Annotated in this window: 24 protein-coding genes; 19 read left to right on the top strand and 5 right to left on the bottom strand. The window is 70.7% G+C overall.

The annotated features are described in order from the left end of the window. Window positions 1–57: 57 nt before the first annotated feature. From H9I38_RS09280 to H9I38_RS09235, 10 genes are all read left to right on the top strand, one after another. Window positions 58–1,248, top strand: a complete 1,191-nt coding sequence (locus H9I38_RS09280) for an acetoin utilization protein AcuC (protein ID WP_226338542.1) — start codon at window positions 58–60, stop codon at window positions 1,246–1,248. A gap of 117 nt (window positions 1,249–1,365) precedes the next feature. Further along, window positions 1,366–1,944 (top strand): ArsR/SmtB family transcription factor, encoded by a 579-nt coding sequence (locus tag H9I38_RS09275; protein ID WP_226338541.1) that lies wholly within the window; start codon window positions 1,366–1,368, stop codon window positions 1,942–1,944. 208 nt (window positions 1,945–2,152) lie between these two features. Beyond that, window positions 2,153–2,251 (top strand): 30S ribosomal protein bS22, encoded by a 99-nt coding sequence (locus H9I38_RS09270; protein WP_003792170.1) that lies wholly within the window; start codon window positions 2,153–2,155, stop codon window positions 2,249–2,251. A gap of 175 nt (window positions 2,252–2,426) precedes the next feature. Next, window positions 2,427–2,711 carry a glutaredoxin family protein gene (locus tag H9I38_RS09265; RefSeq protein ID WP_226338540.1) on the top strand — a complete coding sequence of 95 codons (285 nt, stop codon included), beginning with the start codon at window positions 2,427–2,429 and terminating at the stop codon, window positions 2,709–2,711. A gap of 106 nt (window positions 2,712–2,817) precedes the next feature. Beyond that, the gene (locus H9I38_RS09260) at window positions 2,818–3,504 is read left to right on the top strand and encodes a histidine phosphatase family protein (protein WP_226338539.1); all 687 of its coding nucleotides are present in this window, start codon (window positions 2,818–2,820) and stop codon (window positions 3,502–3,504) included. 73 nt (window positions 3,505–3,577) lie between these two features. Next, window positions 3,578–4,210: a TlpA family protein disulfide reductase gene (locus tag H9I38_RS09255; RefSeq protein ID WP_226338538.1), complete on the top strand. Its 633-nt coding sequence runs from the start codon at window positions 3,578–3,580 to the stop codon at window positions 4,208–4,210. A 12-nt stretch (window positions 4,211–4,222) separates the two neighbouring features. Beyond that, complete coding sequence (locus tag H9I38_RS09250; protein ID WP_226338537.1) at window positions 4,223–5,011, top strand: cytochrome c biogenesis CcdA family protein; 789 nt, start codon at window positions 4,223–4,225, stop codon at window positions 5,009–5,011. Between the two features lie 14 nt (window positions 5,012–5,025). Then, entirely contained in the window at window positions 5,026–6,648 is a 1,623-nt protein-coding gene (locus H9I38_RS09245) for a cytochrome c biogenesis protein ResB (protein ID WP_226338536.1), read from the top strand. Then, entirely contained in the window at window positions 6,645–7,658 is a 1,014-nt protein-coding gene (gene ccsB / locus H9I38_RS09240) for a c-type cytochrome biogenesis protein CcsB (protein ID WP_226338535.1), read from the top strand. The genes H9I38_RS09245 and ccsB overlap by 4 nt, the downstream gene beginning before the upstream one ends. A 29-nt stretch (window positions 7,659–7,687) precedes the next feature. Continuing rightward, entirely contained in the window at window positions 7,688–7,939 is a 252-nt protein-coding gene (locus tag H9I38_RS09235; protein ID WP_226338534.1) for a DUF4229 domain-containing protein, read from the top strand. 121 nt (window positions 7,940–8,060) lie between these two features. Here the strand turns inward: H9I38_RS09235 and H9I38_RS09230 are convergent, their stop codons facing one another. Continuing rightward, entirely contained in the window at window positions 8,061–8,492 is a 432-nt protein-coding gene (locus tag H9I38_RS09230) for a helix-turn-helix domain-containing protein (RefSeq protein ID WP_226338533.1), read from the bottom strand. Window positions 8,493–8,753: 261 nt separating this feature from the next. On the opposite strand from H9I38_RS09230, the gene H9I38_RS09225 reads away from it, so the two are divergent. The 5 genes from H9I38_RS09225 (at window position 8,754) to H9I38_RS09205 (ending at window position 14,864) form a co-directional block, all read left to right on the top strand. Continuing rightward, window positions 8,754–10,163 (top strand): APC family permease, encoded by a 1,410-nt coding sequence (locus H9I38_RS09225; protein WP_226338532.1) that lies wholly within the window; start codon window positions 8,754–8,756, stop codon window positions 10,161–10,163. A gap of 4 nt (window positions 10,164–10,167) precedes the next feature. Further along, entirely contained in the window at window positions 10,168–11,475 is a 1,308-nt protein-coding gene (locus H9I38_RS09220) for a glutamine synthetase family protein (protein WP_226338531.1), read from the top strand. A gap of 88 nt (window positions 11,476–11,563) precedes the next feature. After that, the gene (locus H9I38_RS09215; RefSeq protein ID WP_226338530.1) at window positions 11,564–12,679 is read left to right on the top strand and encodes an amidohydrolase family protein; all 1,116 of its coding nucleotides are present in this window, start codon (window positions 11,564–11,566) and stop codon (window positions 12,677–12,679) included. A 90-nt stretch (window positions 12,680–12,769) separates the two neighbouring features. Next, window positions 12,770–14,017, top strand: coding sequence for a M20 metallopeptidase family protein (locus tag H9I38_RS09210; protein ID WP_226338529.1), 1,248 nt, complete (start codon window positions 12,770–12,772; stop codon window positions 14,015–14,017). 4 nt (window positions 14,018–14,021) lie between these two features. Further along, window positions 14,022–14,864, top strand: a complete 843-nt coding sequence (locus H9I38_RS09205; RefSeq protein WP_226338528.1) for a MurR/RpiR family transcriptional regulator — start codon at window positions 14,022–14,024, stop codon at window positions 14,862–14,864. Window positions 14,865–14,880: 16 nt separating this feature from the next. On the opposite strand, the gene H9I38_RS09200 is transcribed toward H9I38_RS09205, so the two are convergent. The 3 genes from H9I38_RS09200 to H9I38_RS09190 all read right to left on the bottom strand — a co-directional run bounded on the left by H9I38_RS09200 (window position 14,881) and on the right by H9I38_RS09190 (window position 18,153). Continuing rightward, on the bottom strand, window positions 14,881–15,792 hold the full coding sequence (locus H9I38_RS09200) for a 1,4-dihydroxy-2-naphthoate polyprenyltransferase (RefSeq protein ID WP_226338527.1): 912 nt from the start codon (window positions 15,790–15,792) through the stop codon (window positions 14,881–14,883). Window positions 15,793–15,967: 175 nt separating this feature from the next. Continuing rightward, window positions 15,968–17,122: an AMP-binding protein gene (locus H9I38_RS09195; RefSeq protein ID WP_226338526.1), complete on the bottom strand. Its 1,155-nt coding sequence runs from the start codon at window positions 17,120–17,122 to the stop codon at window positions 15,968–15,970. A 71-nt stretch (window positions 17,123–17,193) separates the two neighbouring features. Next, window positions 17,194–18,153, bottom strand: coding sequence for a 1,4-dihydroxy-2-naphthoyl-CoA synthase (locus H9I38_RS09190; RefSeq protein WP_413463541.1), 960 nt, complete (start codon window positions 18,151–18,153; stop codon window positions 17,194–17,196). 199 nt (window positions 18,154–18,352) lie between these two features. Between H9I38_RS09190 and H9I38_RS09185 the strand changes: the two genes are divergently transcribed. The 4 genes from H9I38_RS09185 to H9I38_RS09170 all read left to right on the top strand — a co-directional run bounded on the left by H9I38_RS09185 (window position 18,353) and on the right by H9I38_RS09170 (window position 23,089). Beyond that, window positions 18,353–19,912, top strand: coding sequence for an amino acid permease (locus tag H9I38_RS09185; protein ID WP_226338524.1), 1,560 nt, complete (start codon window positions 18,353–18,355; stop codon window positions 19,910–19,912). Window positions 19,913–20,106: 194 nt separating this feature from the next. After that, window positions 20,107–21,336, top strand: coding sequence for a thiolase family protein (locus H9I38_RS09180; RefSeq protein WP_226338523.1), 1,230 nt, complete (start codon window positions 20,107–20,109; stop codon window positions 21,334–21,336). Next, window positions 21,333–22,109, top strand: coding sequence for an enoyl-CoA hydratase/isomerase family protein (locus tag H9I38_RS09175; RefSeq protein WP_226338522.1), 777 nt, complete (start codon window positions 21,333–21,335; stop codon window positions 22,107–22,109). The genes H9I38_RS09180 and H9I38_RS09175 overlap by 4 nt, the downstream gene beginning before the upstream one ends. Next, the gene (locus tag H9I38_RS09170; RefSeq protein WP_226338521.1) at window positions 22,106–23,089 is read left to right on the top strand and encodes a 3-hydroxyacyl-CoA dehydrogenase family protein; all 984 of its coding nucleotides are present in this window, start codon (window positions 22,106–22,108) and stop codon (window positions 23,087–23,089) included. Before H9I38_RS09175 ends, H9I38_RS09170 begins: the two co-directional genes overlap by 4 nt. 112 nt (window positions 23,090–23,201) lie before the next feature. On the opposite strand, the gene H9I38_RS09165 is transcribed toward H9I38_RS09170, so the two are convergent. Continuing rightward, entirely contained in the window at window positions 23,202–23,816 is a 615-nt protein-coding gene (locus H9I38_RS09165) for a hypothetical protein (RefSeq protein WP_226338520.1), read from the bottom strand. Between the last annotated feature and the right edge of the window lie 814 nt (window positions 23,817–24,630).

Raw genomic sequence — 24,630 nt, 5'->3', positions numbered from 1 at the left:
CCTCGCCGTCGTCGGCCGGGATCCACAGACCCCAGCCCTTAGCGTAGCCTGTCCGACATGTACAGTCCCACGGGTTTCGCGTATCCGGCGGTCCCCACCTCGATCGTCTACTCGGATTCGCTGCTGCGCTACAAGTTCGCCCACCGGCACCCGATGCATCCGATGCGGCTGGACCTCACCGCCCGGCTCGCCTACGACCTCGGGGTCTTCGACCTCCCCAACGTGACCCGCGCCCGCCCGCACACCTCCTCGCACGGGGAGCTGGAGCTGGTGCACGACGCGGCGTACATCAACGCCGTCCAGCTCGTCAGCGCGGACCCCCGCCGCTCGGACGAGAAGCGGGGGCTGGGGACGATGGACAACCCGGCCTTCGCGGACATGCACGTGGCAGCGGCCACGATCTTCGGCGGATCCGTCCAGGCGGCGGACCTCATCGCCTCGGAGAAGGCCAAGCACGTGGTCAACTTCGCCGGCGGCATGCACCACGCCTCCCGCTCCGCGGCCTCGGGCTTCTGCATCTACAACGACGCAGCGGGCGCGGTGGCCCAGCTCCTCGAGTCCGGCGTGAAGCGCGTCCTCTACATCGACGTGGACGCGCACCACGGTGACGGGACCCAGTCGATCTTCTTCAACGACCCCCGCGTCATGACGGTCTCCCTCTTCCCCGGCAGCGGCTTCCCCTACGAGACGGGCGGGGGAGACGCCCCGGGCACGGCCGTCAACATCGCGCTTCCGGCGGGGACCTCGGACTCCGGCTGGCTGCGGGCGTTCCACGCGGTGGTCCCGCAGGTGGCGGGGGCGTTCGAGCCGGAGGTCATCGTCTCCCAGCACGGCTGCGACGCCCACACGGAGGACCCCCTCTCCAACCTGCGGGTCAGCGTGGACGCGCAGCGGATGGCGGCCATCTCCATCGCGGGGCTCGCGCACGACCTCTGCGAGGACCGCTGGATCGCCACGGGCGGCGGCGGGTACGACGTGGTCAACACGACCCCGCGGGTGTGGAGCCACCTGTGCGGCGTCGTCGCCGGCGCGCCCATCGGGGTCTCGGAGCCCACGCCGCAGTCCTGGCGGGACTACGTCAAGGAGAAGTACCGCAAGGATGCGCCCGAGCTCATGGGCGAGGACGCGGACACGTGGTGGCGCTCGTGGGAGGTGGGCTACGACCCGAACGACGCCGTGGATCGCGCCATCATGGCCACCCGCAAGGAGGTCCTGCCCCTGCACGGGCTGGACCCCTGGTTCGACTGACAGCCGCCTCGACTGACGCCCGGCCCACGAGGCCTCGGCCGGGCTGGCGAGCAGCCCGGCTGACATCACGTCCGCCCTTTCCCGGCGCGAGCGGACCGGCTCGATAGGCTTGGATCCATGACGGAACGGATTTCCACTCACGCGCGTCTCGAGAGCATCCTCGGCAGCCTCGGCGAGCCGACGCGGCGGAGGATCGTGGACGCGCTCGGCTCGGAGCAGCTGTCCGTCACGGAGATCGTGGAGATCGTCGGCATCTCGCAGCCGGCCGCGTCCAAGCACCTCAAGATCCTGCGCGAGGCCGGCGTCATCCTCATGCGCCCCGACGCCCAGCGCCGTCTCTACCGCGTCTCGCGGGAGGCCTTCACGCTCCTCAGCACGTGGTCCGGCGAGATCGCGGCGAACGCCAAGCCCGCCGGCGCCCTCCACGAGGACCTCACCGTCCGCCCCGATCCCGTCCCCACCGCGCTCACGGAGACGGACCTCCCGGCCGCCTCCGGGGGAGCGGACGACGACGACGCTGCCGCCGCGCAGCCCGCACCGCCTGCGGCGGCGGCCGCGGCCCACGGGGGATCGAGCCCGGTCCGTCCGGCCGCTCCGCAGACGCCGGGGCAGCAGGCCCAGGCGGATGGGGCGCCCTCCTTCCTCCAGAACCTCGCGGGCCTCTCCCGGCTGGCCCGCCGGCGGAACGGTCGCTGACCCGGCTCGTGACCCGCGCCGGAGGGCAATTCGCTCCCAGCCGGGTTTCAAAGGTATGCTCGAAAGTCGGGTGTCCAAAGGGTTAACGCCACAGCGGCAACCCGGACGTGGACCATTGTTCGTTTCGCGAGAGCGAATCCGAGCGTGCCGAGCACGGCTGCGCCGCGCAGCCCGGGCCGCCGGCACCGACTAGTTTGTGAGGAACCGCATGGGCTCTGTGATCAAGAAGCGCCGCAAGCGTATGGCGAAGAAGAAGCACCGCAAGCTTCTCCGCAAGACGCGCCACCAGCGCCGCAACAAGAAGTAGGACGCGGCGCCTCGCTCGAGGCGCTCGTCTGAGCAGGGCCGGCTCTCCTCACGGGAGGCCGGCCTCTGCTGTCTCCGCTGACCTGTTCCATCCCTTCCGCCGCACAGCCTGCGCGCCCCATCCCGTGGGCAGCGCCGAGCGCCCGCGCCGCCGGGCCCCCGACCGAGGAGAATCCGTGGACGCCGTTCCCTCTGACGCAGCCGATCCGCTCAAGGCGGGGCCCGTGGTCCTCGTCACGAGCGCGAGCTGCACCGCCTGCGCCCAGGCCAAGCCCGTGGTGGAGGAGGTCTCGGCCGAGTTCGGCCTGGCCCCGCTGGAGGCCCGCGTGGAGGACTTCCCCGAGCTCGGCCCGCGGCACGCGGCAGAGATCCCGGTGCTCGTCATCGACGGCGTCCCGCGGGACTTCTGGGTGATCGACCCGGTGCGCTTCCGCCGCCTCCTCTCCGCACGGCAGGGCTGAGCAGGGCCCGACCCGGCCTGATCCGGGGGCGGGTGACGACGCCTCGGCCGGCGCACCCGCCGGAAAGCCCAGCGAACTGCGCCCCGAACCTGGCAGACTCGTGTCCATGACGAACCAGCTCCGCACCACGGTCCACGTTCTGCGCCACGGCGAGGTCCACAACCCGGAGGGCATCCTCTACGGGCGCCTGCCGGACTACCACCTCTCCGAGCTCGGCCGCCGGATGGCGGACGGCGCCGCGGACTGGTTCATGATGCTTGCGGCGCAGGGGGAGCACATCACCTACCTCGTCTCCTCGCCGCTCGAGCGTGCGCGGGAGACCGCGGAGCCGACGGCGCGCGCCCTCGGCCTCCCCGTCCACATCGACGAGCGGCTCATCGAGGCCGGCAACAGCTTCCAGGGCCTCAGCGGCATGACCTCCCGCGTGCGCAACCCCCGGTACTGGCCGCTCCTCTGGAACCCGTTCCGCCCCTCGTGGGGCGAGTCCTACGCGTCCCAGGCCTCCCGGATGGCGAGGGCCATCGACGCGGCCCGCGAGAGCGCGGAGCGCGCCGCCGGGGTGAGGGAGCCGGGCACGCGGGTGGCCGCCGTCGTCGTGAGCCACCAGCTGCCCATCTGGATGGCCCGCCTGTCTGCGGAGCGCAAGCGCCTCTGGCACGATCCGCGGCAGCGGGAGTGCTCGCTCACCTCGGTGACGAGCTTCGATTTCGCGGACGGGGCCCTGACCGGCGTCCGCTACGACGAGCCGAACCGGGAGCTGACGAACGGGGCCGCGAGCATCCCGGGAGCCTGACGCAGAGGGCGAGAGCCCGCGAGGGCTGACCCCGGTGAGTGAGTTCTCAGATTGGGTTGGCATACTGGAGGGTATGCCTGCCTTCCGTCTGCCCGAGGACCGCCGTGTGCCGTCCGGCCCCCAGCGCAGCCGCCGTGCGGCCCTCGGGGTCGCCGCCGCCGCGCTCGTGCTTCCGCTGGCCGCGTGCGGAGAGAAGTCTGACCTGGCCAAGCAGGCCCGGTCCGGAGACGGCAAGAACTACATCGCCGGTGACGGCTCCATCGAGGAGTACGGCAAGGACAAGCGCGGCGAGCCCGTCTCCTTCGAGGCGCCCCTCTTCACGGGCAAGACCGTCAAGGCGGAGGACTACCGGGGCAAGGTCCTCGTCATGAACTTCTGGTACGCCGCCTGCGGGCCGTGCCGCAGCGAGGCGCCCACGCTCAAGAAGGCCGCGGACGAGTTCAAGGGCCAGAAGGTGGAGTTCCTCGGCGTCAACGTCCGGGATGAGAAGCCCACGGCGGACGCGTTCGACCGCACCTTCAAGATCTCCTACCCCTCGGTGCGGGACCTGGAGGGCAAGGTCCTCATGGCCATGTCCAAGTTCGTGCCGCCCACGGCCGTCCCCACCACGCTCGTCATCGACCCGGAGGGCAGGGTGGCCGCCCGCATCCTCGGCATCGCGGACAAGGGCACGCTCTCCACCCTCATCAAGTCCAACCTTCCGTAGCGCGTGATGACCGTGCTCCACCCCCTCCTCGGCGCCGTGGGCGCGTCCGCGGGCAACGGCTTCGCCGAGCTCGTCCGGGACGGCTCGCTGCTCGTGGCGGCGCCGGTCGCGGCCCTGGCGGGCCTCGTCTCCTTCCTCTCGCCCTGCGTCCTGCCGCTCGTGCCCGGATACCTCGGCTACGTCACGGGGCTCTCCGGCGAGGAGCTGGACTCCGGGCGGAAGTCCCGGGTGGTGCCGGCGGTGGCGCTGTTCGTCCTCGGCTTCTCGGCGGTGTTCGTCCTGGCGGGCGCCGTGTTCGGGCAGGTCTTCCTCTGGCTCAAGGGGGAGGGGGACTGGATCGTCCGCCTGCTCGGCGTGCTCGTCATGGTGCTGGGCCTCGGGTTCATGGGCGTCATCCCGTGGCTGCAGGGGGAGGCCAAGGTGCGGTGGCAGCCGCCGCGGGGCCTCATCGGCGCTCCGCTGCTCGGGGCCACGTTCGGCCTGGGCTGGGCGCCCTGCATCGGCCCCACGCTCGCGGCGGTCCTCGCCATGTCCAGCGCGGGCAGCACGGACCCGGGCCGCGGCGCGTTCCTGGCGCTCGCGTACTGCCTGGGCCTCGGCGTCCCGTTCATCGTCATCGCCTTCGGCGTCCGGCGGGGCCTCGCCCGGATCAGGGCCCTGCGCCGGCACCGCGCGGCGATCATGCGGGCGGGCGGCGTCCTGCTCGTGCTCCTCGGCCTGCTCATGGCGCTCGGCTGGTGGACAGACTGGATGAACGCCCTGCAAAACTGGTTCGTCTCCGAATACACGGCCCCGATCTAAGGAATCTCTCGACGATGGCTCACGCTTCCCGCGACGTCGCCCAGCCCAGGCTCGGGGTCCTCGGCTGGCTGCGCTTCTTCTGGACCCAGCTGACGTCCATGTCCACGGCGCTGTTCCTCCTCCTGCTGCTCGCCGTGGCCGCCGTGCCGGGCTCGATCTTCCCGCAGCGCTCCGTGGACGCCACGAAGGTGACCCAGTACAAGGCCGACCACCCGGACGTGTTCCCGGTGCTGGACAAGCTCCAGTTCTTCGACGTCTTCTCGAGCTACTGGTTCTCGGCGATCTACCTGCTGCTCTTCGTCTCCCTCATCGGCTGCGTCATCCCGCGCGCCCGCGTGCACTACAAGCACTGGCGCTCGAAGCCGCCGAGGACTCCCGCGAACCTCGCCCGCCTGCCCGAGCACGGCGAGCTCTCCCTCTCCGCTCCCGAGGGGGCCGACGACGCCGCCCGCCGCGCCGCCGACGCCCTGAAGAAGCGCGGGTACCGCGTGGACGTCCGCCCCGCGGCGGAGGGCCGCCCGGCCTCGGTCGGCGCCGAGCGGGGACTGTTCAAGGAGCTCGGCAACCTCGTCTTCCACGTGAGCCTCGTGGGCGTGCTCATCGCCGTCGCCATCGGAGGCCTGTACGGATACAAGGGCCAGCGGATCATCGTGGAGGGGGACACGTTCGTCAACACGCTCGTCTCCTATGACACGTTCTCTCCCGGCAGCCGGTTCTCGGACGAGAAGCTGACGCCGTATTCCATCCGGCTGGACAAGTTCCACGTCCAGTTCGACCGCGAGTCCAAGACCCACTACGGCCAGCCGCTCGACTTCCGCGCGGACGTCACCACGAACTACGGCTCCCAGGAGAAGAAGCAGGCCCTCAAGGTCAACGAGCCCCTCAAGATGGGCCAGGACCAGGTCTACCTCGTGGGCAACGGCTACGCCCCGATCGTCACGGTCAAGGACGGCAAGGGGGACGTGTCCTACCAGGGGCCCGCCGTCGCTGTCTCGCAGGACGGCATGTACACCTCGCTGTTCGTCCTCAAGGTGCCGGACGCCCAGCCGTCCCAGCTCGCCTTCTCCGGCTTCCTCCTGCCGACGACGGCGCGCAACGCCCAGAACGTCTCCTACTCCGCGGACCCGGACCCGTACGCGCCCACGCTCACCCTCAACTCGTATGAGGGGGACCTGGGGCTGGACAAGGGCAAGCCGCAGAACGTGTACGTTCTCGACACCAAGAGCCTCAAGGAGCTCAACAGCCGCAAGCAGGGCAACGGGATCGTGCTCAAGCCCAACCAGACGGCCAAGCTCCCGGGAGGCAAGGGCAGCATCGAGTTCTCGGGCCTCAAGCGGTACATCGCCGTGGACGTGCACCACGACCCGGGCCAGGGTCTGGCGGCCGTCTTCGCGGGCCTCGCGTTCTTCTCCCTCATCGCGTCCCTGTTCATCGCCCGCCGTCGTTTGTGGGTGACGTTCCGGGACGGGGAGAATGGAACAGTTGCCGTCGCCTACGGCCTGCTGGCCCGCGGCGAGGATCCGCGCCTGGCCCACGAGGGCAAGGCCGTGCGGGAGCTCCTGGAGAAGGCGTTCCCCGCGGGCCCCCAGGCGCACACGCAGGCCGCCACCACTGACGAAACGGACAATCGCGCATGATCGCACCGGTGAACGAGCAGCTCGGGCAGTACGCCGAGTACTTCATCTATTTCGCTGCGGCCAGCTACGCCGTCTCCTTCATCATGTTCGCGCTGGACTTCGCCAAGTCCGCCGCCGCCCGGCCCGTGGCGACCGGCGCGGGCACGGGAGCGGTCGCCGTCGGCGGGGCCACCGGGGGAGGGGGCTCCGCGGCGCTCCCCGCGGGCGGACAGTATGCCGACTCGGAGATGAACTACACGCGCGGCGAGCTGAGGCCGCAGGGCCGCGCCGCCGTGGCGGTCATGGTGATCGGCGCGCTCATCCACGGCGCCGCCGTCATCAGCCGCGCCATCGCCGTGCACCGCGTGCCGTGGGGCAACATGTACGAGTTCTGCACCTCCGGCGCGTTCATCGTGGCCATCGTGTTCCTCGCGGCCCTCGTCAAGAAGGACCTGCGCTTCCTCGGCACGTTCGTGACGGGGCTCGTCACGCTCATGCTCTGCGCCGCCGCCATCGGCTTCCCCACGCCCGTGGGCAACCTCGTGCCGGCGCTGCAGAGCTACTGGCTCGTCATCCACGTGTCCATCGCGGTGTTCTCGTCCTCGCTCTTCACGCTGACGTTCGCCATGGCGGTCCTCCAGCTGCTGCAGTCCCGCCGTGCCGCGAAGATCGACGCCACCGGCAAGGACACCATGCCCGTCCTGAGGAAGGTCCCCTCCGCCCTCGCGCTGGAGAACCTCGCGTACCGCATCAACATCGTGGCCTTCATCCTCTGGACGTTCACGCTCATCGCCGGCGCCATCTGGGCGGACAAGGCGTGGGGCCGCTACTGGGGCTGGGACACCAAGGAGGTCTGGACGTTCGTCATCTGGACCGTGTACGCGGCGTACCTCCACGCCCGGGCCACCCGCGGCTGGACCGGCGTCCGCTCCGCGTGGCTCTCGATCGTGGGCTACGCGTGCATCATCTTCAACTTCGCCGTCGTCAACGTCTTCTTCTCCGGCCTGCACTCCTACTCGGGCCTGAAGTAGACCGGCTGGCAGATCCCCAGGAGAGTCCCATGCCGTTCATCAAGTTCACGCTGCTCCGGTTCGGAGTCGCCGTCGTCGTCTTCCTCGCCTGCGCGTACCTGAAGGTGGGCGTGATCATGGCCGCCGTCGTGGCGCTGCTCGTCTCGTGGGCCGTGGGATACCTGTTCTTCCCGAAGCTCCGGACCCAGGCGGCGGGGTACCTGCAGCGGCGCTACTCGCCGAACAAGCCGCACCGCCTCAAGTCCGAGGCCGACGACGCGGAGGCCGAGGACCGGCTGTAGAGCGGCCGGGGGTTCAGCCCCCCCCCCGCCCAGGCACCGCTGACCGCCCTTGTGCACCCGGATCGTTCGGATTCTGGCCCCAGAACCGAACGATCCGGGTGCACTGGCATGTGAAGGGGCTTCAGCCTTCCTGCGGGGTGGACGCCGAGCCCGCGATGTGAGGACTGGGGCCCGCCCCTTGAGCGAGTCTTTCCTGCCTGCGGCGTTCCAGCTCAACCGTGATCTTGGAGGGAGCCGCCCACTCCCGGACGTAGTCCTTGAAAGCCTCCGTGACCTCCGGTCCGAAGACAGTCGCCGCGTCCTGCGCGGACGCTTCTGCGTCAGATCTGTCCTCTGGGGGCAGTTCGAGGCTCAGGGAGACTCCGAGCGTCCGGAGCAGGCCGAGGATCTTGTTCAGCTCGGCGCCTTTGCGCTGACCCTGCTCCACGCCGATGAGCCAGCTGCGGGACACCCTGGCCTTCTCGGCCAGCTGCTGCTGCGTCAGGCCGTGATGGTGCCGGGCGTCCACGATGACGGCGCCGAGCTCGCGCGCTGTGCGGACGGAACGGGACACGTCTCCTCCAGGGGGTCGAGCAGGCGGGTGTCGAGGAATATCGACATTCATCAATGTAGACGATCGTAGACATCCTAGAAAGTCTAGGTTCGTAGACATGATGGAATGTCGACGTATGTAGACACCTGGGTGCGGGGACTCCTGCCTGACGAGGCAACCCCTCTCATGTAATGGACGTTTCACAAAAATGCTTGACTCCGGATCGATGTAATGAATGAATCGGTGAACCAGTCATTGTGACCTAGATCATCCGGAGGGGACATGTCCTCAGAGCAGGGCTCGCGCCGCAAGATCACATCCGTGGAGGCCGCTGCGCTCTCTCTCGGATTCATGGGGCCGGTCATGGCCATGGCGCTCAACGGGATCGGGGTCGCCGGCCTGGCGGGGACCGCCGTTCCCCTCGTGTTCGTCATCGCGTTCGCCGGCGCGCTCGTCGTCGCCTACTCCTTCGCCCGCCTCACCTCGAAGTACACCCACGCCGGCTCGGTCTACGCGCTGACCGGCGTCACCATCGGTCCGCGCTCCGGCTTCTTCGCCGGCTTCGCGCTGCTCGGCACCTACCTGTTCTTCGCGGCCTGCATCCTCGGGGCCTGCGGCACGTTCTTCGAGTCCTGGCTCGCCGCCACCGGCTGGGGGATCAGCGTCCCGTGGCCGCTCGTCATGGCGGTGTCTGCCGTGCTGGCCCTCGTGGTCAGCCTGCGCCAGACCTCCGCGGTGACCACCGTGCTGCTCGTCATCGGGGCCGTGGGCATCGCGCTCATGCTCGTCCTCGGAGTCGTCGTGCTCGTCAAGGTGGCCCACGGGGAGGCGCCGCAGCACGAGCCCCTCAGCCTCTCGCCCTTCACCGGCGGAGGAGCGGGCGTGTCCCCGATCATGACGGCCTCGGTCTTCGCCTTCCTCTCCTGGGCCGGCTTCGAGTCCTGCACCTCGCTCGCGGAGGAGACCCGCAGCCCCAAGCGGGCCATCCCAGCGGCGCTCGGCGGAGCCGTCGTCGTCGGCGGACTCGTGTACGTGTTCGTCATGTACGCGCAGACGGCCGGGTTCGGGATCTCGGAGGCGGGCGCGCAGCGCTTCGCGGCCTCAGAGTCCTCGCTGACGGACATGGCGGCCGCGTACATCGGCCCGGGGTACTCCCAGCTGCTCGCGTTCTCCGGCTTCGCGGTGGCCTTCGCCTCGCTCCTCAGCTCGACGACGGCGGCCTCCCGCCTCCTCTTCGCCCTCGCCCGGGACGGGTTCGGCCCGGCCGCGCTCGGCCGCGTGCACGGGCCCTCGGAGGTTCCCCGCACCGCCGTGACCGCGGTCTGCGCGGCGGCCCTGCTGCTCGCGGGCGCCCTCGCCGTCTTCGGAGTCGGGGCGTTCGACACGTACTACTGGTACGCCACCATCGCGGTGCTCTGCCTCATCGTGGCCTACGCGATGACGTCGGCCGGGGCCGTCAAGGCCATCCTCGGCCGGCGCCACGGCATCCCGACCTGGGAGATCGTCTTCCCCGTCCTCGCCCTCGCCTACCTCGCCTATGTCTATGCGGTGCAGGTCATCGGGCAGGAGCCGCCCTACACGTACTTCCCCTGGATCGCAGGGGCATGGTGTGCCGTGGGTCTCGTCGTCGCGCTCGCGCGGCCGGACCTCGCACGCCGCATCGGAGACCGACTCCTCACTGAGGAAGGATAGAGACATGGCACGTCAGGAACTCGCATTCATCGCCACGAACGATCTCGCCGCGCAGACGCGGGGGCGCTCGATGCTCGTGGACGAGGTGGACCTCGAGACCGGCTGCGGCTGGGTTCCGGCCAACCTCGGGATCGGGCCGTTCGGCAAGATCGTGGAGACGAGCGGCTTCGGGTCCACGGGAGACCTGCGGCTCGTCCCGGACGAGCGCTCGCGGCTCGTGGTGGACGGCGTCCCGAACCGCCCGCGCATGCACCTCTACATGGCGGACATCAAGAACACGGACGGCAGCGAGTGGCCCTGCTGCCCGCGGACCTTCCTCCGCCGCGCCGTCCAGGACTTCACGGAGGAGACGGGCCTGACGCTTCTCTGCAGCTTCGAGCACGAGTTCATGCTCCGCAGCGAGGAGAGCCCCGAGCCGCCCTTCTCCCTCCAGGCCTTCCGCCGGATGGAGCCGTTCGGCACGGACCTCGTCAACATGCTCCAGTCCTCGGGGCTGCGCCCCGAGACCTGGCTGCCCGAGTACGGCGAGCACCAGTGGGAGGTGACGATGCGCCCCGAGGACGCTCTCACCGCGGCGGACCGGGCCGTGGCCCTGCGGGACCTCGTCCGGGACTTCGCCCACTCGGTGGGGCGGGACGCCACGTTCGCGCCCCTGCTGGACCCCGAGGGCACGGGCAACGGCGTGCACATCCACTTCAGCTTCCTGGACCGGGACGGCAAGCCCGTCATGCATGATCCGAGCCGCTCGGGGGAGATCTCCGAGCTCACCGGATCCTTCGCGGCCGGCGTCCTCCGCCATGCCTCCGCGCTCGCCGCGATCGCGGCGCCGAGCGACGTCTCCTACCTGCGCCTCGCCCCTCATCGCTGGAGCTCGGCCAACGCGTTCCTCGGCCGCCACAACCGCGAGGCGTTCCTGCGCATCTGCCCCACGGTCAGCATGGAGGGCCGTGACCCGGCGTCCCAGCTCAACCTCGAGTTCCGGGCCGGGGACGGCACGGGCAACCCGTGGCTCGTGCTCGGCTCGCTCATCCGCGCGGGCCTCGAGGGCGTGCGGGAGAAGCTCGCGGCGCCCACGGTGGTGGACTGCGACGTCGAGGAGATGGACGAGTCCGAGCGCGAGTCCGCAGACATCCGCCCCCTGCCCCGCAGCCTCGAGGAGGCGCTCACCGCGCTTGAGCAGGACACGACGGCGGCCGGCTGGTTCCACCCGGACCTGCTGCGCGTGCACACGAGCATCAAGCGAGACGAGATCGACCAGCTGCGGGACTTCTCCAGCACGGAGAAGTGCGAGCGGTATGCGCGGGCGTACTGACCCGCCCGCACCCGCCCAACGCCCGGCGCCCGTCCTGAACGGCGGCGCCGTATCCGGCCTCCGAGACCGGCGAGGAGAGAGGAGCTCCATGGACCGCCCCCTGGCCGAGGGCCTTTTCACCGACCACCACTGTCACGGCGTCATGGCCCATGACCTCTCCCGGACGGAGTTCGAGGGCCTTGCGAGCGAGTCCTCCGCCCCGCCGCCCGAGGGGGCCACGGCCTTCGACTCGCAGCTCGGGTTCCTCATCCGCTCCCGCTGCGCGCCGGTGCTCGGGCTCGAGCCGCACGCGTCCCCCGAGGCGTACCTCGAGCGGCGGCGCGCCCTCGGCGCGGACGAGGTCAACCGGCGCCTGCTCGGCGGAGCGGGGATCGGGGCCTTCGTCGTCGAGACGGGCTACCGCGGCGGGGCCATCACGGACCCGGAGCAGACTGCGGCGTTCGCAGGAGGCCGCGCGGCGGAGGTGGTGCGGCTCGAGCGGATCGCCGAGGAGGTCTTCGAGTTTACTCGGGCGGACGACGACTTCTGCGCCGCCTTCCGCCTCGCCCTCGAGGAGCGCCAACGCGAGGCCGTGGGCTTCAAGTCCATCGCGGCCTATCGCTGCGGCCTCGAGATCGCGCCCGAGGCCCCGGCCGAGGAGGACGTCCGCCGAGAGGTCCGCGCCTGGCGGGAGAGCGGCTCCGGCCGCCTTGAGAGCGAGACCGTCATCCGCTTCCTCCTTCAGGAGGCGGTGCGGTTCCGCAAGCCGATCCAGTTCCATGTGGGCTATGGCGACGACGACGTGGACCTCCACCGCTGCAGCCCCCTGCTCATGACGGCGTGGCTGCGGACGCTCCGCGGCGCCGGCGTGGACGTCACCCTGCTCCACTGCTACCCGTTCCACCGGGAGGCCGGGTTCCTGGCCCACGTCTTCCCGCACGTCTACGCGGACGTGGGACTCGCGGTGAACTACACGGGCGCCCGGTCCGGGGCCGTCGTCGAGGAGTTCCTCGAGCTCATCCCGTTCCACAAGGCGCTTTTCTCGAGCGACGCGTTCGGGCTGGCCGAGCTCTACTGGCTCGGAGCGCACCTCTTCCGCCGCGGCTACGAGTCCGCGGCCCGCCGGTGGACGGAGGGCGGCGACTGGTCCCCGGAGGACGCCCGGCGCGTCTTCCGGATGATCGCGAGCGAGAACGCCGCGCGGGTCTACCGGCTCGGCGGCTGACCCCTCCTGGGCCCTGTCCCGCCTCGGGCCCGGCGCCGGTCACGGACCGGACCGGACCCGCCTGCCACCACCGACACTCGAAAGGCGACGATGCACACGCGAGAACTCGCACAGCTCCTCTGGGCGGCCATCGACGAACAGGCCGAGGAGCTTGTCTCCCTCCGACACGAGATCCACCGCCACCCGGAGGTCTCGGGGGAGGAGGCGGCCACCGCTGCCCGCCTGGCGGAGGCCGTGGGGCTGCCCGTCACGCCCGTGGCCGAGCACGGGTTCGTCTGCCGCGCGGGCGCGCCGGATGGGTCGGCCGTCGCGGTGCGGACGGAGCTGGACGCCCTCCCCGTGGCCGAGGAGACGGGGGCGCCCTTCGCCTCCCGGAACGGCGCGATGCACGCCTGCGGGCATGACGTCCACCAGGCGGCCTTCGCCGGGCTCATGCGAGCCGCCGCGGGACTCGGGGAGCGGCTGCCCGTGCCGCTCGTCGGGCTCGCGCAGCCACGCGAGGAGACGTACCCCTCCGGCGCGCAGGAGATCGCCGAGTCCGGTCTGCTCGAGGCCAACCGGGTCCGGGCCGTCCTCGGGATGCACGTGCACCCCGGGGTCCCCGCAGGATGCGTCTCCACGGGGGCGGGCGGCATCAACGCCTCCGCGGACGAGTTCCGCATCGAGGTGATCGGCCGCGGCGGCCACGGCGCCTATCCGCATCTGGCGCAGGACCCTGTCCCCGCCGCCGCGCAGATCATGGCCGGCCTGCTCTCCCTCGTCCGCAACCGCGTGGACCCCATGCAGGCGGCCGCCTTGAGCATCGGGTCGGTCCACGGCGGCCAGGCCGCCAACGTCATCCCGGACTCCATCCGGGTGACGGGGACCGTGCGCGCCATGAGCCCGGAGGTCCGCGCCCTGCTCCTCGCCGAGGTCGAGCGCCTCGCCCGCGCGGGCGCGGAGGCCGCGGGGTGCCGGGCCGAGGTGGAGATCGTCCGCGGCGAGCCCGTGCTGGAGAACGACGCCGGGGTGGTCCGGGCGATCGACCCCTGGCTCGAGGCCGCCGGCCTGCGCGTGGTGGAGCCCATGCGCAGCTGCGGCGCGGACGACTTCTCCTTCTTCTCCGAGCGTCTGCCGTCTGCGATGTGCTTCGTCGGCGTCGAGACCTGCGGAGGGGACCCGGACGCGCACCTGCACTCGCCGCACTTCCTGCCGCCGGACTCGAGCGTGATCACGGTGGCCAAGGCCATGGCGGCCGCGTACGCCGCCCTGGCCTGCGGCGGTCTCGAGGAGAGCCCCCGGGACGGGCGGGAGGGCCGCCGAGGGGACGCCGATCCCCAGGGCGGGCTGGGAGACTGAGGGCATGAGCCCCGCCATGACCGTCAAGTCCGCCATCCACGCCCGCCTCTCCGAGCTGAGCGCGGGGGAGCGGAAGGTGGCGCGGGCAGTGCTTGAGCGCTATCCGGGGTCCGGCCTCGGCACGGCGGCGGAACTCGCCGCCGCGGCGGGGGTCAGCGCGCCCACCGTGGTCCGGTTCGCGGACCGGCTCGGGTTCGAGGGGCTCTCCGGCCTGCAGCGCGCCCTCAAGGCGGAGCTCGGGAACGAGCTCGGCTCCCCGCTCAGGCAGTACGAGGCCAAGGCGCGCGGCAGCGCAGTCGGGCTGGTCGAGGAGATGCACGCGAGCCTGAGCGGGCTGCTCGAGCGGACTCAGGCGGACCTGCCCCGCTCGGAGTTCGACCGGCTCGCGGCGCTCCTCGCCGACCCGTGCCGGCCCGTCGTCGCGCTCGGGGGCCGGTTCACGGCGGTGGCCGCGGACTACCTGTGCTCCCACCTCGCCCTCTTGCGGCCGGGGGTGGACGCGCTGCGGACGGACGGGATCTCCGGGCGCGCGGCGGTCATGGACGTGCCGCGCGGCGCCGTCGCCGTCGTCTTCGACGTCCGGAGGCACACAGCGCAGACGGAGGAGGCCGCGCGGAGGCTCGCGGAGCGCGGGGCCGTGGTCGCGGCGGTGACAGACGCGTGGCGCTCGCCCGTGGCGCAGTTCGCGGACCTCGTGCTGCCGGTGCACGTGGAGTCCCGCTCGCCGTTCGACTCGATCATCGGGGTCATGGCGCTCGTGGAGTCCCTCATCGCCTCCGTGACCGTGGAGCTCGGGCCGCAGGGCGAGGAGCGGATCGCGGAGTACGAGCGCCTCTGGAGCGAGTAGGCCCGCTCAGGCCCGTTCAGGCCCCCGCCACAAGGGCTGCTGCGAGGAGCACGCTGAAGACGAGCGAGAGGATGCCCGTGGTCTTGAGCACCGGGATGAGCTGCGCGCGCTCGAGGCGGCCGTGGGAGAGCATGACGCGGATCGGAGCCGCGGCCAGCGCCCCGGAGAGCAGGGGCAGCAGGGCCCAAGCGCCGATCTGCGGGACAAGGACGAGCGGCAGGAGCACGCCCACGGCGCACATGAGGACGAACGCCCAGCGGGCCTTCGAGTCACCGAGGCGCACGGCGAGGGTCATCTTGCCGACCTCCCGGTCCGTGGGGATGTCCCGGACGTTGTTGGCCATGAGGAGGGCCGTGGCGAAGAGGCCCACGCTCACGGCGCCGACCCACGCCCCCGCGGAGAGCGCGAGGACCTGCGTGTACGCCGTGCCGAGCGTGGCCACGAGGCCGAAGAAGAGGAAGACCATGACGTCGCCGAGCCCCATGTAGCCGTAGGGCTTCGAGCCGCCGGTGTACCCCCAGGCCGCGAGCACGCAGAGCACGCCCACGGCGATGAACCACCACTGCCCGCACGCGGCGGTCAGGACGAGCCCGAACACGCCCGCGAGGCCGAAGCAGAGGAAGGAGGCCCGCTTGACCGTGGCGGGAGCGGCGAGCCCGGAGGCGGTGAGGCGGACGGGGCCCACGCGCACGTCGTCGGTGCCACGCACGCCGTCTGAGTAGTCGTTGGCGTAGTTCACGCCGATCTGGAGGAGGACGGAGACGAGCGCGGCGAGCACGGCGCGGACCCACGCGGGGATCGGGCCGGCCTCGAGCCATCCGGACGGGTCGGCCTGGTAGGCGGCGGCGGTTCCGGCGATGACGGGTGCGAACGCCATGGGCAGGGTCCTCGGGCGGGCTCCCTCAGCCCACTCGGCGGCTGTGGCCATGTGCGCGGTCCTCGTTCTCTCGTGCGGCGTTTTCTCGGGCGGCGTCACGGGAGCGGTGCGTCCACGTGCGCGGTGTGCCCAGCGTCCGATCCTACGCCGAACGCGGCGGAACCGCCCGTCAGCGGGCTTCGGTGCGCAGGCCCGCCGTCGTCGTCCCTGCTCACGGGCCGGGGTCTCAGCCGGCCCCGGTGCTCGCCGCCATGGCGAGCGCGCGGTTCATGCTGACCCTGTCCTCCTTGCCGTTCGGCAGCAACGGGAGGTGCGGGGCGGTGAGGAGGAGCCTGGGCTTCTGCGGGCCCGCGAGGCGCGCCTCGGTCTCGGCGAGGATCTCCGAGGTGGGACGGGCGGTGGCCACGAACGCCACCACGCGCTGCCCCCACTCCGGGTCCGGGACGCTCGAGACGAACGCCGCCCGCACGCCGGGAACCGTCTCCAGGACGTCGCGGACCGCGACGGCGGAGACCTTGACGCCGCCCGTCATGATGACGTCGTCCACCCGCCCGGTGACGCGCAGGCGGCCGTCCTCGCCGAGCTGGCCGTTGTCCGAGGTGCGGTACCAGCGCATCTGCCCGTCGGAGCGGAAGGCCTGCTCCGTCAGCTCGGGGGCCCCGAGGTAGCCCGCCGCGACCATGGGGCCGCCGAGGAGGATGCGCCCCTCCTGGAGGTCGATCTCCACGCCGGGCAGCGGCACCCCGTCATAGACGCAGCCTCCGCAGGTCTCGGCGGAGCCGTAGGTCTGGACCACCCGGACGTCCTCGCGCCTCGCCGCCGAGAGCAGCGCGGGGGAGGCCGGGGCGCCGCCGAGCAGCACGGCGTCGAAGCGGCGCAGCGCCGGGAGGGCCGCCTGCTCCGGATCCTCGAGGAGGCGGGAGAGCTGGGTGGGGACGAGAGAGACGATCCGCTTCAGCCCCGTCATCGCCGCGGCGGCCTCCGCGAAGCCCTCCGCGGTGAAGCCGCCCCGGAGCACCGAGGGGTCGACGACGGGCCGCGTCCCCGCGTGCACCGAGCGCACGAGCACCTGCAGACCGGCGACATAGTGCACCGGCAGGGCCAGCATCCACTGGGCCTCGAACCCGAGCCGCTCGGCCGTTGCGGCGGAGGACGCGGCGAGGGCGTCTGCGGTCAGCATCGTCTTCTTCGGCGTCCCCGTGGACCCGGAGGTGCAGACGACGGCGGCGACGTCGTCGTTCGGGAGGGGATCCGGGAACGCGAGGTCCTGCTCGTGGTGGGGCGCGACGGCGGGGCCGTCTCCCGCCAGCGCGCGCTCGAGCGGATCGAGCAGCGTGAGCGGGTCATGCCCCTCGGGAGTGTGGATCGGGATCAGCTCCACGGGTGTCCTTCCCTCGCGCCGTCGCGTCCGGCCGGGCCCCGCGGAGCCTCGTCCGGTCGCCCGGCTCGGCTCTAGAAGTAGTACGGGTGGCTGGACCAGTCCGGCTCCCGCTTGGAGAGGAACGCGTCCCGGCCCTCGACCGCCTCGTCCGTCATGTACGCGAGGCGCGTGGCCTCTCCGGCGAAGACCTGCTGGCCGGCGAGGCCGTCGTCCGCCATGTTGAACGCGAACTTGAGCATCCGGATGGCCTGCGGGGACTGGCGGGCGATGTCCCGGGCGTACTCGAGCGCGGTCTTCTCGAGCTCCGCGTGGGGGACCGCCTCGTTGACGGCGCCCATGCGGACCATGTCATCAGCGGAATATTCCCGTGCGAGAAAGAAGATCTCGCGGGCGTTCTTCTGTCCGATCTGGCGGGCGAGGAGGGCCGAGCCGTAGCCGGCGTCGAAGGAGCCGACCGTGGCGTCCGTCTGCTTGAACCGGCCGTGCTCCTTCGAGGCGATCGTGAGGTCCGAGACCACGTGGAGCGAGTGGCCGCCGCCTGCGGCCCAGCCGTTGACCACGCAGAGGACCACCTTGGGCATGGTGCGCATGAGGCGCTGCACCTCGAGGATGTGGAGGCGGCCGGCGCGGGCCGGGTCGATGGTCTCCCGCGTGTCTCCCTCCGCGTAGCGGTATCCGTCCCGGCCGCGGATGCGCTGGTCTCCGCCGGAGCAGAAGGCGAAGCCGCTGTCCTTGGGGGAGGGGCCGTTGCCGGTGAGGATGACGCAGGCGACGTCGGGGGTCATGCGCGCGTGGTCCAGCGCCCGGTAGAGCTCGTCCACCGTCTTGGGGCGGAAGGCGTTGCGGACCTCGGGGCGGTCGAACGCGATGCGGACCGTCGGCAGGTCTTTCACGATTTCACCGGCGGCGTCCCGCTCCACCTGGCGGTGGTAGGTGATGTCGTCGAAGCCGAATCCCTCGACCTCGCGCCATGCGGAGGGATCAAAGGTATCGGAGACCTGGCGGGGGAGTTCGCGCGATGAGGTGTTCACAGGATCCATCGTAGCGAGGGGCCCTCGGGCGGGCCGCGGGCCGTTCATGAGAGGGTGGTGCCCGTCCGGCCCGAGAGGTCAGACAAGCTGTCAGTTTCACAATTGCGGGTGGCGTGGTTCACACTAGAGAGGTTGCTCCTTAGGATGCCTGGGGAGCGGAAACCAGTTCTTCCCCCGTTCCTCAAGAATTGAGACTCACATGTCCTCAACTTCCGCCGAGCCGAAGCAGCACGGCATCGACGAGTACGAGCTTTCCGCGGAGGGCTACGCGAAGGCGCTGAGCAGCCGCCAGGTGACGATGATCGCCATCGGCGGCGCCATCGGCGTCGGCCTCTTCATGGGTGCCGGCGGACGCCTCGTGTCCACGGGCCCCGCGCTCATCTTCTCGTACGCGATCGCCGGCCTTCTCGGCTTCTTCCTCATGCGCGCCATGGGCGAGCTCATCATGTACCGCCGCACCTCCGGCTCGTTCGTCTCCTACATGGGCGAGTTCTACGGGGGCAAGGGCGCCTACATCTCCGGCTGGGCGTACGTGCTCAACTGGGGCATGACCGGCATCGCCGAGCTCATCGCGATCGGCCTCTACATCAACAACCTGCTGCCGTCCGTCGGCTGGCTGGTCTCCTCGATCATCGCGCTCGTCCTCCTCACCTCGGTCAACATGATCTCGGTGAAGATCTTCGGCGAGTTCGAGTTCTGGGCCTCGGTCTTCAAGGTCTTCGCCATCGTGGCGTTCCTCCTCATCGGCACGTTCCTCGTGGTGACGCAGGCCAACATCGCCGGCCACACCGCGGGCATCCACAACCTCACCGCGGTGGGCGGCTCGATGATCCCGAACGGCTTCTTCGCCATGATCCTCGTCCTCTCCGGCGTGGTGTTCGCCTACAACGGCATCGAGATGATCGGCGTGACCGCCGGCGAGATGCAGGACGCCGAGAAGGAGGTCCCGAAGGCCATCCGCGCCGTCGTGGTCCGCATCCTCGTGTTCTACGTGGGCTCGGTGACGCTGCTCGCGCTCCTGCTGCCGTCCAACATGTACAAGGCGGGCGTTTCGCCGTTCGTCTCCGTGTTCGAGCGCCTCGGCTGGGGCTGGGTCGGCACGCTCATGACGCTCGTCGTCGTGACCGCCGCGCTCTCCTCCTGCAACTCGGGCCTGTACTCGATCGGCCGCGTGTTCCGCCAGATGGCGCACAACGGCCACGCTCCGCAGTGGCTGACGCGCATGTCCAACCGCCACGTCCCGTACGCCTCGATCCTTGCGATCGCCGTGTTCTACCTCGTGGGCATCTTCGTGGCGTTCGTCGTCACGGGCGGCAAGGGCGAGGGCTCGACGGCGTTCGACCTGGCCCTCGAGACCGCCTCCGTGGGCGTGCTCCTGTCCTGGGCGGCCATCTTCCTGTCCCAGATCGCGCTGCGCCGCCGCTACGGCAAGGCCTCGAAGCTCCCGATGCCGGGCGGTGCGCCGGCCAGCATCATCAGCCTCATCGCCATCGCGGGCATCCTCGTGCTCATCACCTTCAACACGACGAAGCTCGATGACGGCACCGTCTTCCCGATGGGCCTCTTCACGGTGGCCTCGCTCCCGGTCTTCCTCATCCTCCTTGCCGTGGGCTGGGTGTTCGTGCGCAAGAGCTACCCGGAGCGCCAGAAGCAGGAGTGGTATGACCGCCAGGCGCGCATCGAGCACGAGTCCGTGATCGAGCACGCTGAGCACCAGGGGCACGACGACGCTGCCTCGGGTCACACCAGCAGCGTCTGACCCCTCGCGGGAGGCGGCTCCGCCCGCTTCTCCGGACACCGCGCTGACCAGCCGCACGCGGCTCGAGCGCAGTCCGCTCTCTGAGACGGCCCCTCGGATTCTTCGGAACCCGAGGGGTCGTCTTGTGTCTTGGCGCACATCGGTGAGAACCTTTAGTGAACGATCGGTCAGTAATTCTCGAGGAGCTTGAAGACATGGCAGACGCGTTTCTCGTCGGGGGCGTTCGCACGCCCGTCGGCCGCTACGGCGGAGCGCTTGCACAGGTTCGCCCCGACGACCTCGCCGCCCTGGCGATCAAGGAGGCCGTGGAGCGCGCCGGCGTTCCGTCTGAGGCCGTGGACGAGGTTGTGTTCGGCAACGCCAACGGCGCCGGCGAGGAGAACCGCAACGTGGCCCGCATGGCCTGGCTGCTCGCCGGGTTCGAGGACACGGTCCCCGGCATCACCGTGAACCGCCTCTGCGCGTCCGGCATGTCCGCGATCGCCCTCGCCTCCCAGATGATCCGGGCCGGCGACGCCGAGATCGTCGTCGCCGGAGGCGTCGAGTCCATGTCCCGCGCTCCCTGGGTGCAGGCCAAGCCGACCGCCGCGTTCGCCAAGCCGGGGGAGCAGTTCGACACGGCCATTGGCTGGCGGTTCGTCAACTCCCGCTTCGCAGAGGGCGGGGACCTGGACCGCGACGGCAAGATGACGTTCTCCATGCCCGAGACGGCCGAGGAGGTCGCCCGCGTGTACGGCGTCTCCCGCGAGGACTGCGACGAGTTCGCCGTCCGCTCCCACGCCCGCGCCCTGGCTGCCATCGAGGCCGGCCGCTTCAAGGACGAGATCGTCCCCGTGACGGTGAAGACCCGGAAGTCCGAGACCGTGGTGGACACGGACGAGGGCCCGCGCCCCGGCACCACCCCCGAGGTCCTCGCCAAGCTCAAGCCCGTCGTCAAGGGCGGCAGCGTCGTGACGGCCGGAAACGCGTCCTCCCTCAACGACGGCGCCTCGGCCGTCATCGTGGCCTCGGACGCCGCGGTCGAGAAGTACGGTCTCAAGGCACGCGCCCGCATCCTCTCCTCGGCCAGCGCAGGCGTCTCGCCGGAGGTCATGGGCATCGGCCCGGTTCCGGCGTCCAGGAGGGCCCTTGAGAAGGCCGGCGTGGATGTGGACCAGCTCGGCGCCGTCGAGCTCAACGAGGCCTTCGCCTCCCAGTCCCTCGCCTGCATGCGGGAGCTCGGGCTGGGTGAGGAGATCGTCAACCGCGACGGCGGCGCGATCGCCCTGGGCCACCCGCTCGGCTCGTCCGGCTCCAGGATCGTCATCACCCTGCTCGGCCGCATGGAGCGCGAGCTCGGCGACGCGGAGCGGCCGCTGGGCCTCGCAACGATGTGCATCGGCGTCGGCCAGGGCAGCGCCATGGTGCTGGAGGGCGTGAAGTGAGCGAGTTCAGCACGCTCCAGGTGACGCGGGGCGAGCACGTCACCGTCCGCCTCAACCGGCCCGAGGTCCGCAACGCGATCGACCAGGCCATGGTAGACGAGCTCCACGCGGTCTGCCAGGAGCTCGAGCAGGACCCCAAGGTGCTCGTCATCATGGGCTCGGCCCCGCACACGGACGACGACGGCCGCGAGCACAAGGGTGTCTTCGCCTCCGGCGCGGACATCGCCCAGTTGCGCGAGCGTCGGCGGGACGACGCCCTGGCGGGCATCAACTCCGGCGTCTTCGAGCGCATCGCCAAGCTCCCCATGCCCGTCATCGCCGCCATCGACGGATACTGCCTCGGCGGCGGCGCGGAGCTCGCGTACGCCGCGGACCTGCGCATCGGCACGCCCGACCTCCGGATCGGCAACCCCGAGCCCGGTCTCGGCATCCTCGCCGCGGCCGGCGCTTCCTGGCGGCTCAAGGAGCTGGTCGGTGAGCCCCGGGCGCTCGAGATCCTTCTGGCCGGCCGCGTGGTCAACGGCCAGACCGCGTTGGAGTGGGGACTCGTCACCCGCCTGGTGGACTCAGCTGAGCTGGAGTCCGCCGCCGCCGAGCTCGCCGGCGCCGTCGCGGCCCAGGACCCGCTCGCGATCCGCCTGACCAAGGAGGTCTTCCACGCGCCGCGCTCAGCGCACCCGATGGTGGACCGGGCCGCCCAGGCCACCCTGTTCGAATCCCCGGCCAAGTTCGAGCGCATGACCGCGTTCCTCGAGAGGAAGAAGAAGCGATGAGCGAGAAGACCAGCCAGTCCTCCCAGACACCTCAGCCCTCCCCGAACGGCTCGAACTCCTCGGCGAGCGGCGGTGCGAAGGGCGGCGAAGCCGTTCGGCAGCCTGCGGGCGCGGGAGGGGCCGGCGTGCCCGAGTCTCGGATTCCGGGCAGGGTCGGCGTCCTCGGCGGAGGCAGGATGGGGGCGGGCATCGCCCACGCCTTCCTCGTCAAGGGCGCCAACGTCGTCGTCGTCGAGCGCGACGACGAGGCCGCCGCAGGGGCGCGCAAGCGCGTCATCGACGCCGTGGAGAAGTCCTGGGACCGCGGGCTCCTGGAGCAGGGTGCGGACTACTACGAGGCCCGGCTGAACGTCAGCACGGACGCCGCCGACTTCCGTGACTGCGAGCTTGTGGTCGAGGCGGTTCCGGAGGACTTCCAGCTCAAGGTCGACTCCCTGCGCCGCATCGAGGCCGCCGTCGGAGAGAGCGCGTGGATCGGCACCAACACCTCCTCGCTGTCCGTGAGCGATCTCGCCGCTGCGCTGGACCGTCCTGAGCGCCTCGTGGGCCTGCACTTCTTCAACCCTGTGCCGGCCTCGACCCTCATCGAGGTGGTGGTGGCGGAGAAGAGTGCCGAGGAGCTGGTTGACGCCGCCCGGGCATGGACGGCGGGACTCGGCAAGACCGCCGTCGTCGTCAAGGACGCCCCCGGCTTCGCGAGCTCGCGGCTCGGCGTCGCCATCGCCCTGGAAGCCATGCGCATGGTCGAGGAGGGCGTGGCGAGCGCCGAGGACATCGACAACGCCATGGTCCTCGGTTACAAGCACCCGGTGGGACCGCTCAAGACCACGGACATCGTGGGCCTCGACGTCCGCCTGGGCATCGCCGAATACCTGGCGTCCACCCTCGGCGAGCGGTTCACCCCGCCGGCTGTGCTGCGCGAGAAGGTGGAGAAGGGCGAGCTCGGGCGCAAGTCCGGGCAGGGCTTCTACACCTGGTGATTCGGCTCGGCGCGCCGAGGGATCTGACGCTGGCGCCTGTGTGACCGACGGCGAAGCGCGTGGGGCCCGACGCCTCGCGTTCTTCCCCGCGTACGCCATCTTCATGTGCGCCTCATGCGCGCTGCGCCCAGCGGCTCAGCCTGAGCGACGCGGCGTCCGAAGGGCTTCTCCGGGCGCGTTCCGGGACGCCCGATTCCCGAAGAATCCCGAACAGGCGCACCGGCGTGACGAGGTCCTTCCACATCCACCGGACCACCCTGAATCCGGCGCGCTCGATCTCGCGCTCGCGGTCCCGTTCCTCGGCGATCCTCTGCTGCGCCCCGCGTGAGCTGCCGCCCTCCGCGGTGTACTTGGCCAGCCCGTCGAACTCTCCCGCAATCCCCGCTTCCGGCCAGGCGAAGTCCACGCGGAAGGTGCGTCCCGAGTCCCCGCGGACCTGGTGCTGGAGCAGAGGCGTGGCGAACCCGAGCTCGTGCATGATGGCGCGAGACAGACTCTCGCCGGCAGACTCGCTGAGGGGCGAAGCGAAGGCGAGGGCCCGGCGCGCGACTGGCTTGCCCCGGCGCCAGCCCGCTCCTTCCAGCTTGGCGCCCACCTCATCCAGGGAGGGGATGAGGGCGTGGAGGCGGTCCGGGATCTCTGCACGGTCTGGCAGATGGGGACTGTGCACCAGAGCATGCGCGCGGGCCAGCGAGTCGGCGGTGATGACGGCTTGGGGGAAGGCCATGAGACAGAGAGCCTTGGCGAGGGCGAGAGCCGGCTCTTGGCACCGGGACTCCCCGATGAAGACGGAGGAGTCCTCCAGTTCCGCTCGGCTCTGAGCCGTCACATGCCTGCGCAACGGGTGCGGAAGCCGAGAGCGCGGAGCTCGGCCCGCGTGCCCCGCAGACCACGTTCCGACATCCACCGCATCTGGTGACGGCCAGACGTCCAGCCCCAGGAGAACCGCGACCGAACGGCCCGTGAGCACATGGCGCGCCCCACTTGCCTGGACGGAGAGCCGATAGCGCTCCCAGGGTGCGAGCCCCCGCCAGGCAGCCGCGTCCGTGTACCGTCCGGGTGCCAAACGGAGCATCTTTCCCGCCTTGGCGTCCCGCCGTACCGCCGGGTTCGTCGAATAGATCTCTGTGTGCATGAACAGGATCGTCTCAACGGGGCTGAGCACGGCGCGGGCGAATCCGAGCAAACGTGGACAACTTTCTGGCGTTCAGCGAGTTGTCCACAGCGAGGCGGGGGAGCACTGGGCTGTCAGGCTGAAATGATCCCCTCCAAGGCGGCGATCTAGTCAGATGAGTGATCCGGTCCGGCAGAGTTCTGCCCCCCCGCTCCCGGCAACCCTGCCTTCCTGGCCGCCGCTGCCCGCCTCGACTCCCTCGGCCTGCCTCGACTCGGTCTGAGTTGGTTCCCTTGGCTTGCCTCGATTCCCCCGGTCTGCCTCGGCTCTCTCGACTAGCTACACCCCTTTCCGCCATCGCACCCGGTTTCAGGCGAATACACCCGTTTCCGAGCAGGATTTTGAGCAGAAACGGGTGTGGTTAGGC

Origin of the sequence: Arthrobacter sp. UM1 (assembly GCF_020483305.1) — a bacterium.
GTDB lineage: Bacteria > Actinomycetota > Actinomycetes > Actinomycetales > Micrococcaceae > Falsarthrobacter.
The sequence above is the reverse complement of the archived record's forward strand: the minus strand, read 5'-3'. Positions and strand labels throughout refer to the sequence as shown.

Excerpts from the sequence above, each read along its gene's own strand:
- H9I38_RS09245 (WP_226338536.1), top strand. The coding sequence starts at position 5,026 with ATGGCTCACGCTTCCCGCGACGTCGCCCAGCCCAGGCTCGGGGTCCTC.
- H9I38_RS09255 (WP_226338538.1), top strand. The coding sequence starts at position 3,578 with ATGCCTGCCTTCCGTCTGCCCGAGGACCGCCGTGTGCCGTCCGGCCCC.
- H9I38_RS09275 (WP_226338541.1), top strand. The coding sequence starts at position 1,366 with ATGACGGAACGGATTTCCACTCACGCGCGTCTCGAGAGCATCCTCGGC.
- H9I38_RS09170 (WP_226338521.1), top strand. The coding sequence starts at position 22,106 with ATGAGCGAGAAGACCAGCCAGTCCTCCCAGACACCTCAGCCCTCCCCG.
- H9I38_RS09200 (WP_226338527.1), bottom strand. The coding sequence starts at position 15,792 with ATGGCCACAGCCGCCGAGTGGGCTGAGGGAGCCCGCCCGAGGACCCTG.
- H9I38_RS09205 (WP_226338528.1), top strand. The coding sequence starts at position 14,022 with ATGAGCCCCGCCATGACCGTCAAGTCCGCCATCCACGCCCGCCTCTCC.
- H9I38_RS09235 (WP_226338534.1), top strand. The coding sequence starts at position 7,688 with ATGCCGTTCATCAAGTTCACGCTGCTCCGGTTCGGAGTCGCCGTCGTC.
- H9I38_RS09180 (WP_226338523.1), top strand. The coding sequence starts at position 20,107 with ATGGCAGACGCGTTTCTCGTCGGGGGCGTTCGCACGCCCGTCGGCCGC.
- H9I38_RS09220 (WP_226338531.1), top strand. The coding sequence starts at position 10,168 with ATGGCACGTCAGGAACTCGCATTCATCGCCACGAACGATCTCGCCGCG.
- H9I38_RS09210 (WP_226338529.1), top strand. The coding sequence starts at position 12,770 with ATGCACACGCGAGAACTCGCACAGCTCCTCTGGGCGGCCATCGACGAA.
- H9I38_RS09225 (WP_226338532.1), top strand. The coding sequence starts at position 8,754 with ATGTCCTCAGAGCAGGGCTCGCGCCGCAAGATCACATCCGTGGAGGCC.
- H9I38_RS09260 (WP_226338539.1), top strand. The coding sequence starts at position 2,818 with ATGACGAACCAGCTCCGCACCACGGTCCACGTTCTGCGCCACGGCGAG.
- ccsB (WP_226338535.1), top strand. The coding sequence starts at position 6,645 with ATGATCGCACCGGTGAACGAGCAGCTCGGGCAGTACGCCGAGTACTTC.
- H9I38_RS09215 (WP_226338530.1), top strand. The coding sequence starts at position 11,564 with ATGGACCGCCCCCTGGCCGAGGGCCTTTTCACCGACCACCACTGTCAC.
- H9I38_RS09165 (WP_226338520.1), bottom strand. The coding sequence starts at position 23,816 with ATGGCCTTCCCCCAAGCCGTCATCACCGCCGACTCGCTGGCCCGCGCG.
- H9I38_RS09185 (WP_226338524.1), top strand. The coding sequence starts at position 18,353 with ATGTCCTCAACTTCCGCCGAGCCGAAGCAGCACGGCATCGACGAGTAC.
- H9I38_RS09280 (WP_226338542.1), top strand. The coding sequence starts at position 58 with ATGTACAGTCCCACGGGTTTCGCGTATCCGGCGGTCCCCACCTCGATC.
- H9I38_RS09270 (WP_003792170.1), top strand. The coding sequence starts at position 2,153 with ATGGGCTCTGTGATCAAGAAGCGCCGCAAGCGTATGGCGAAGAAGAAG.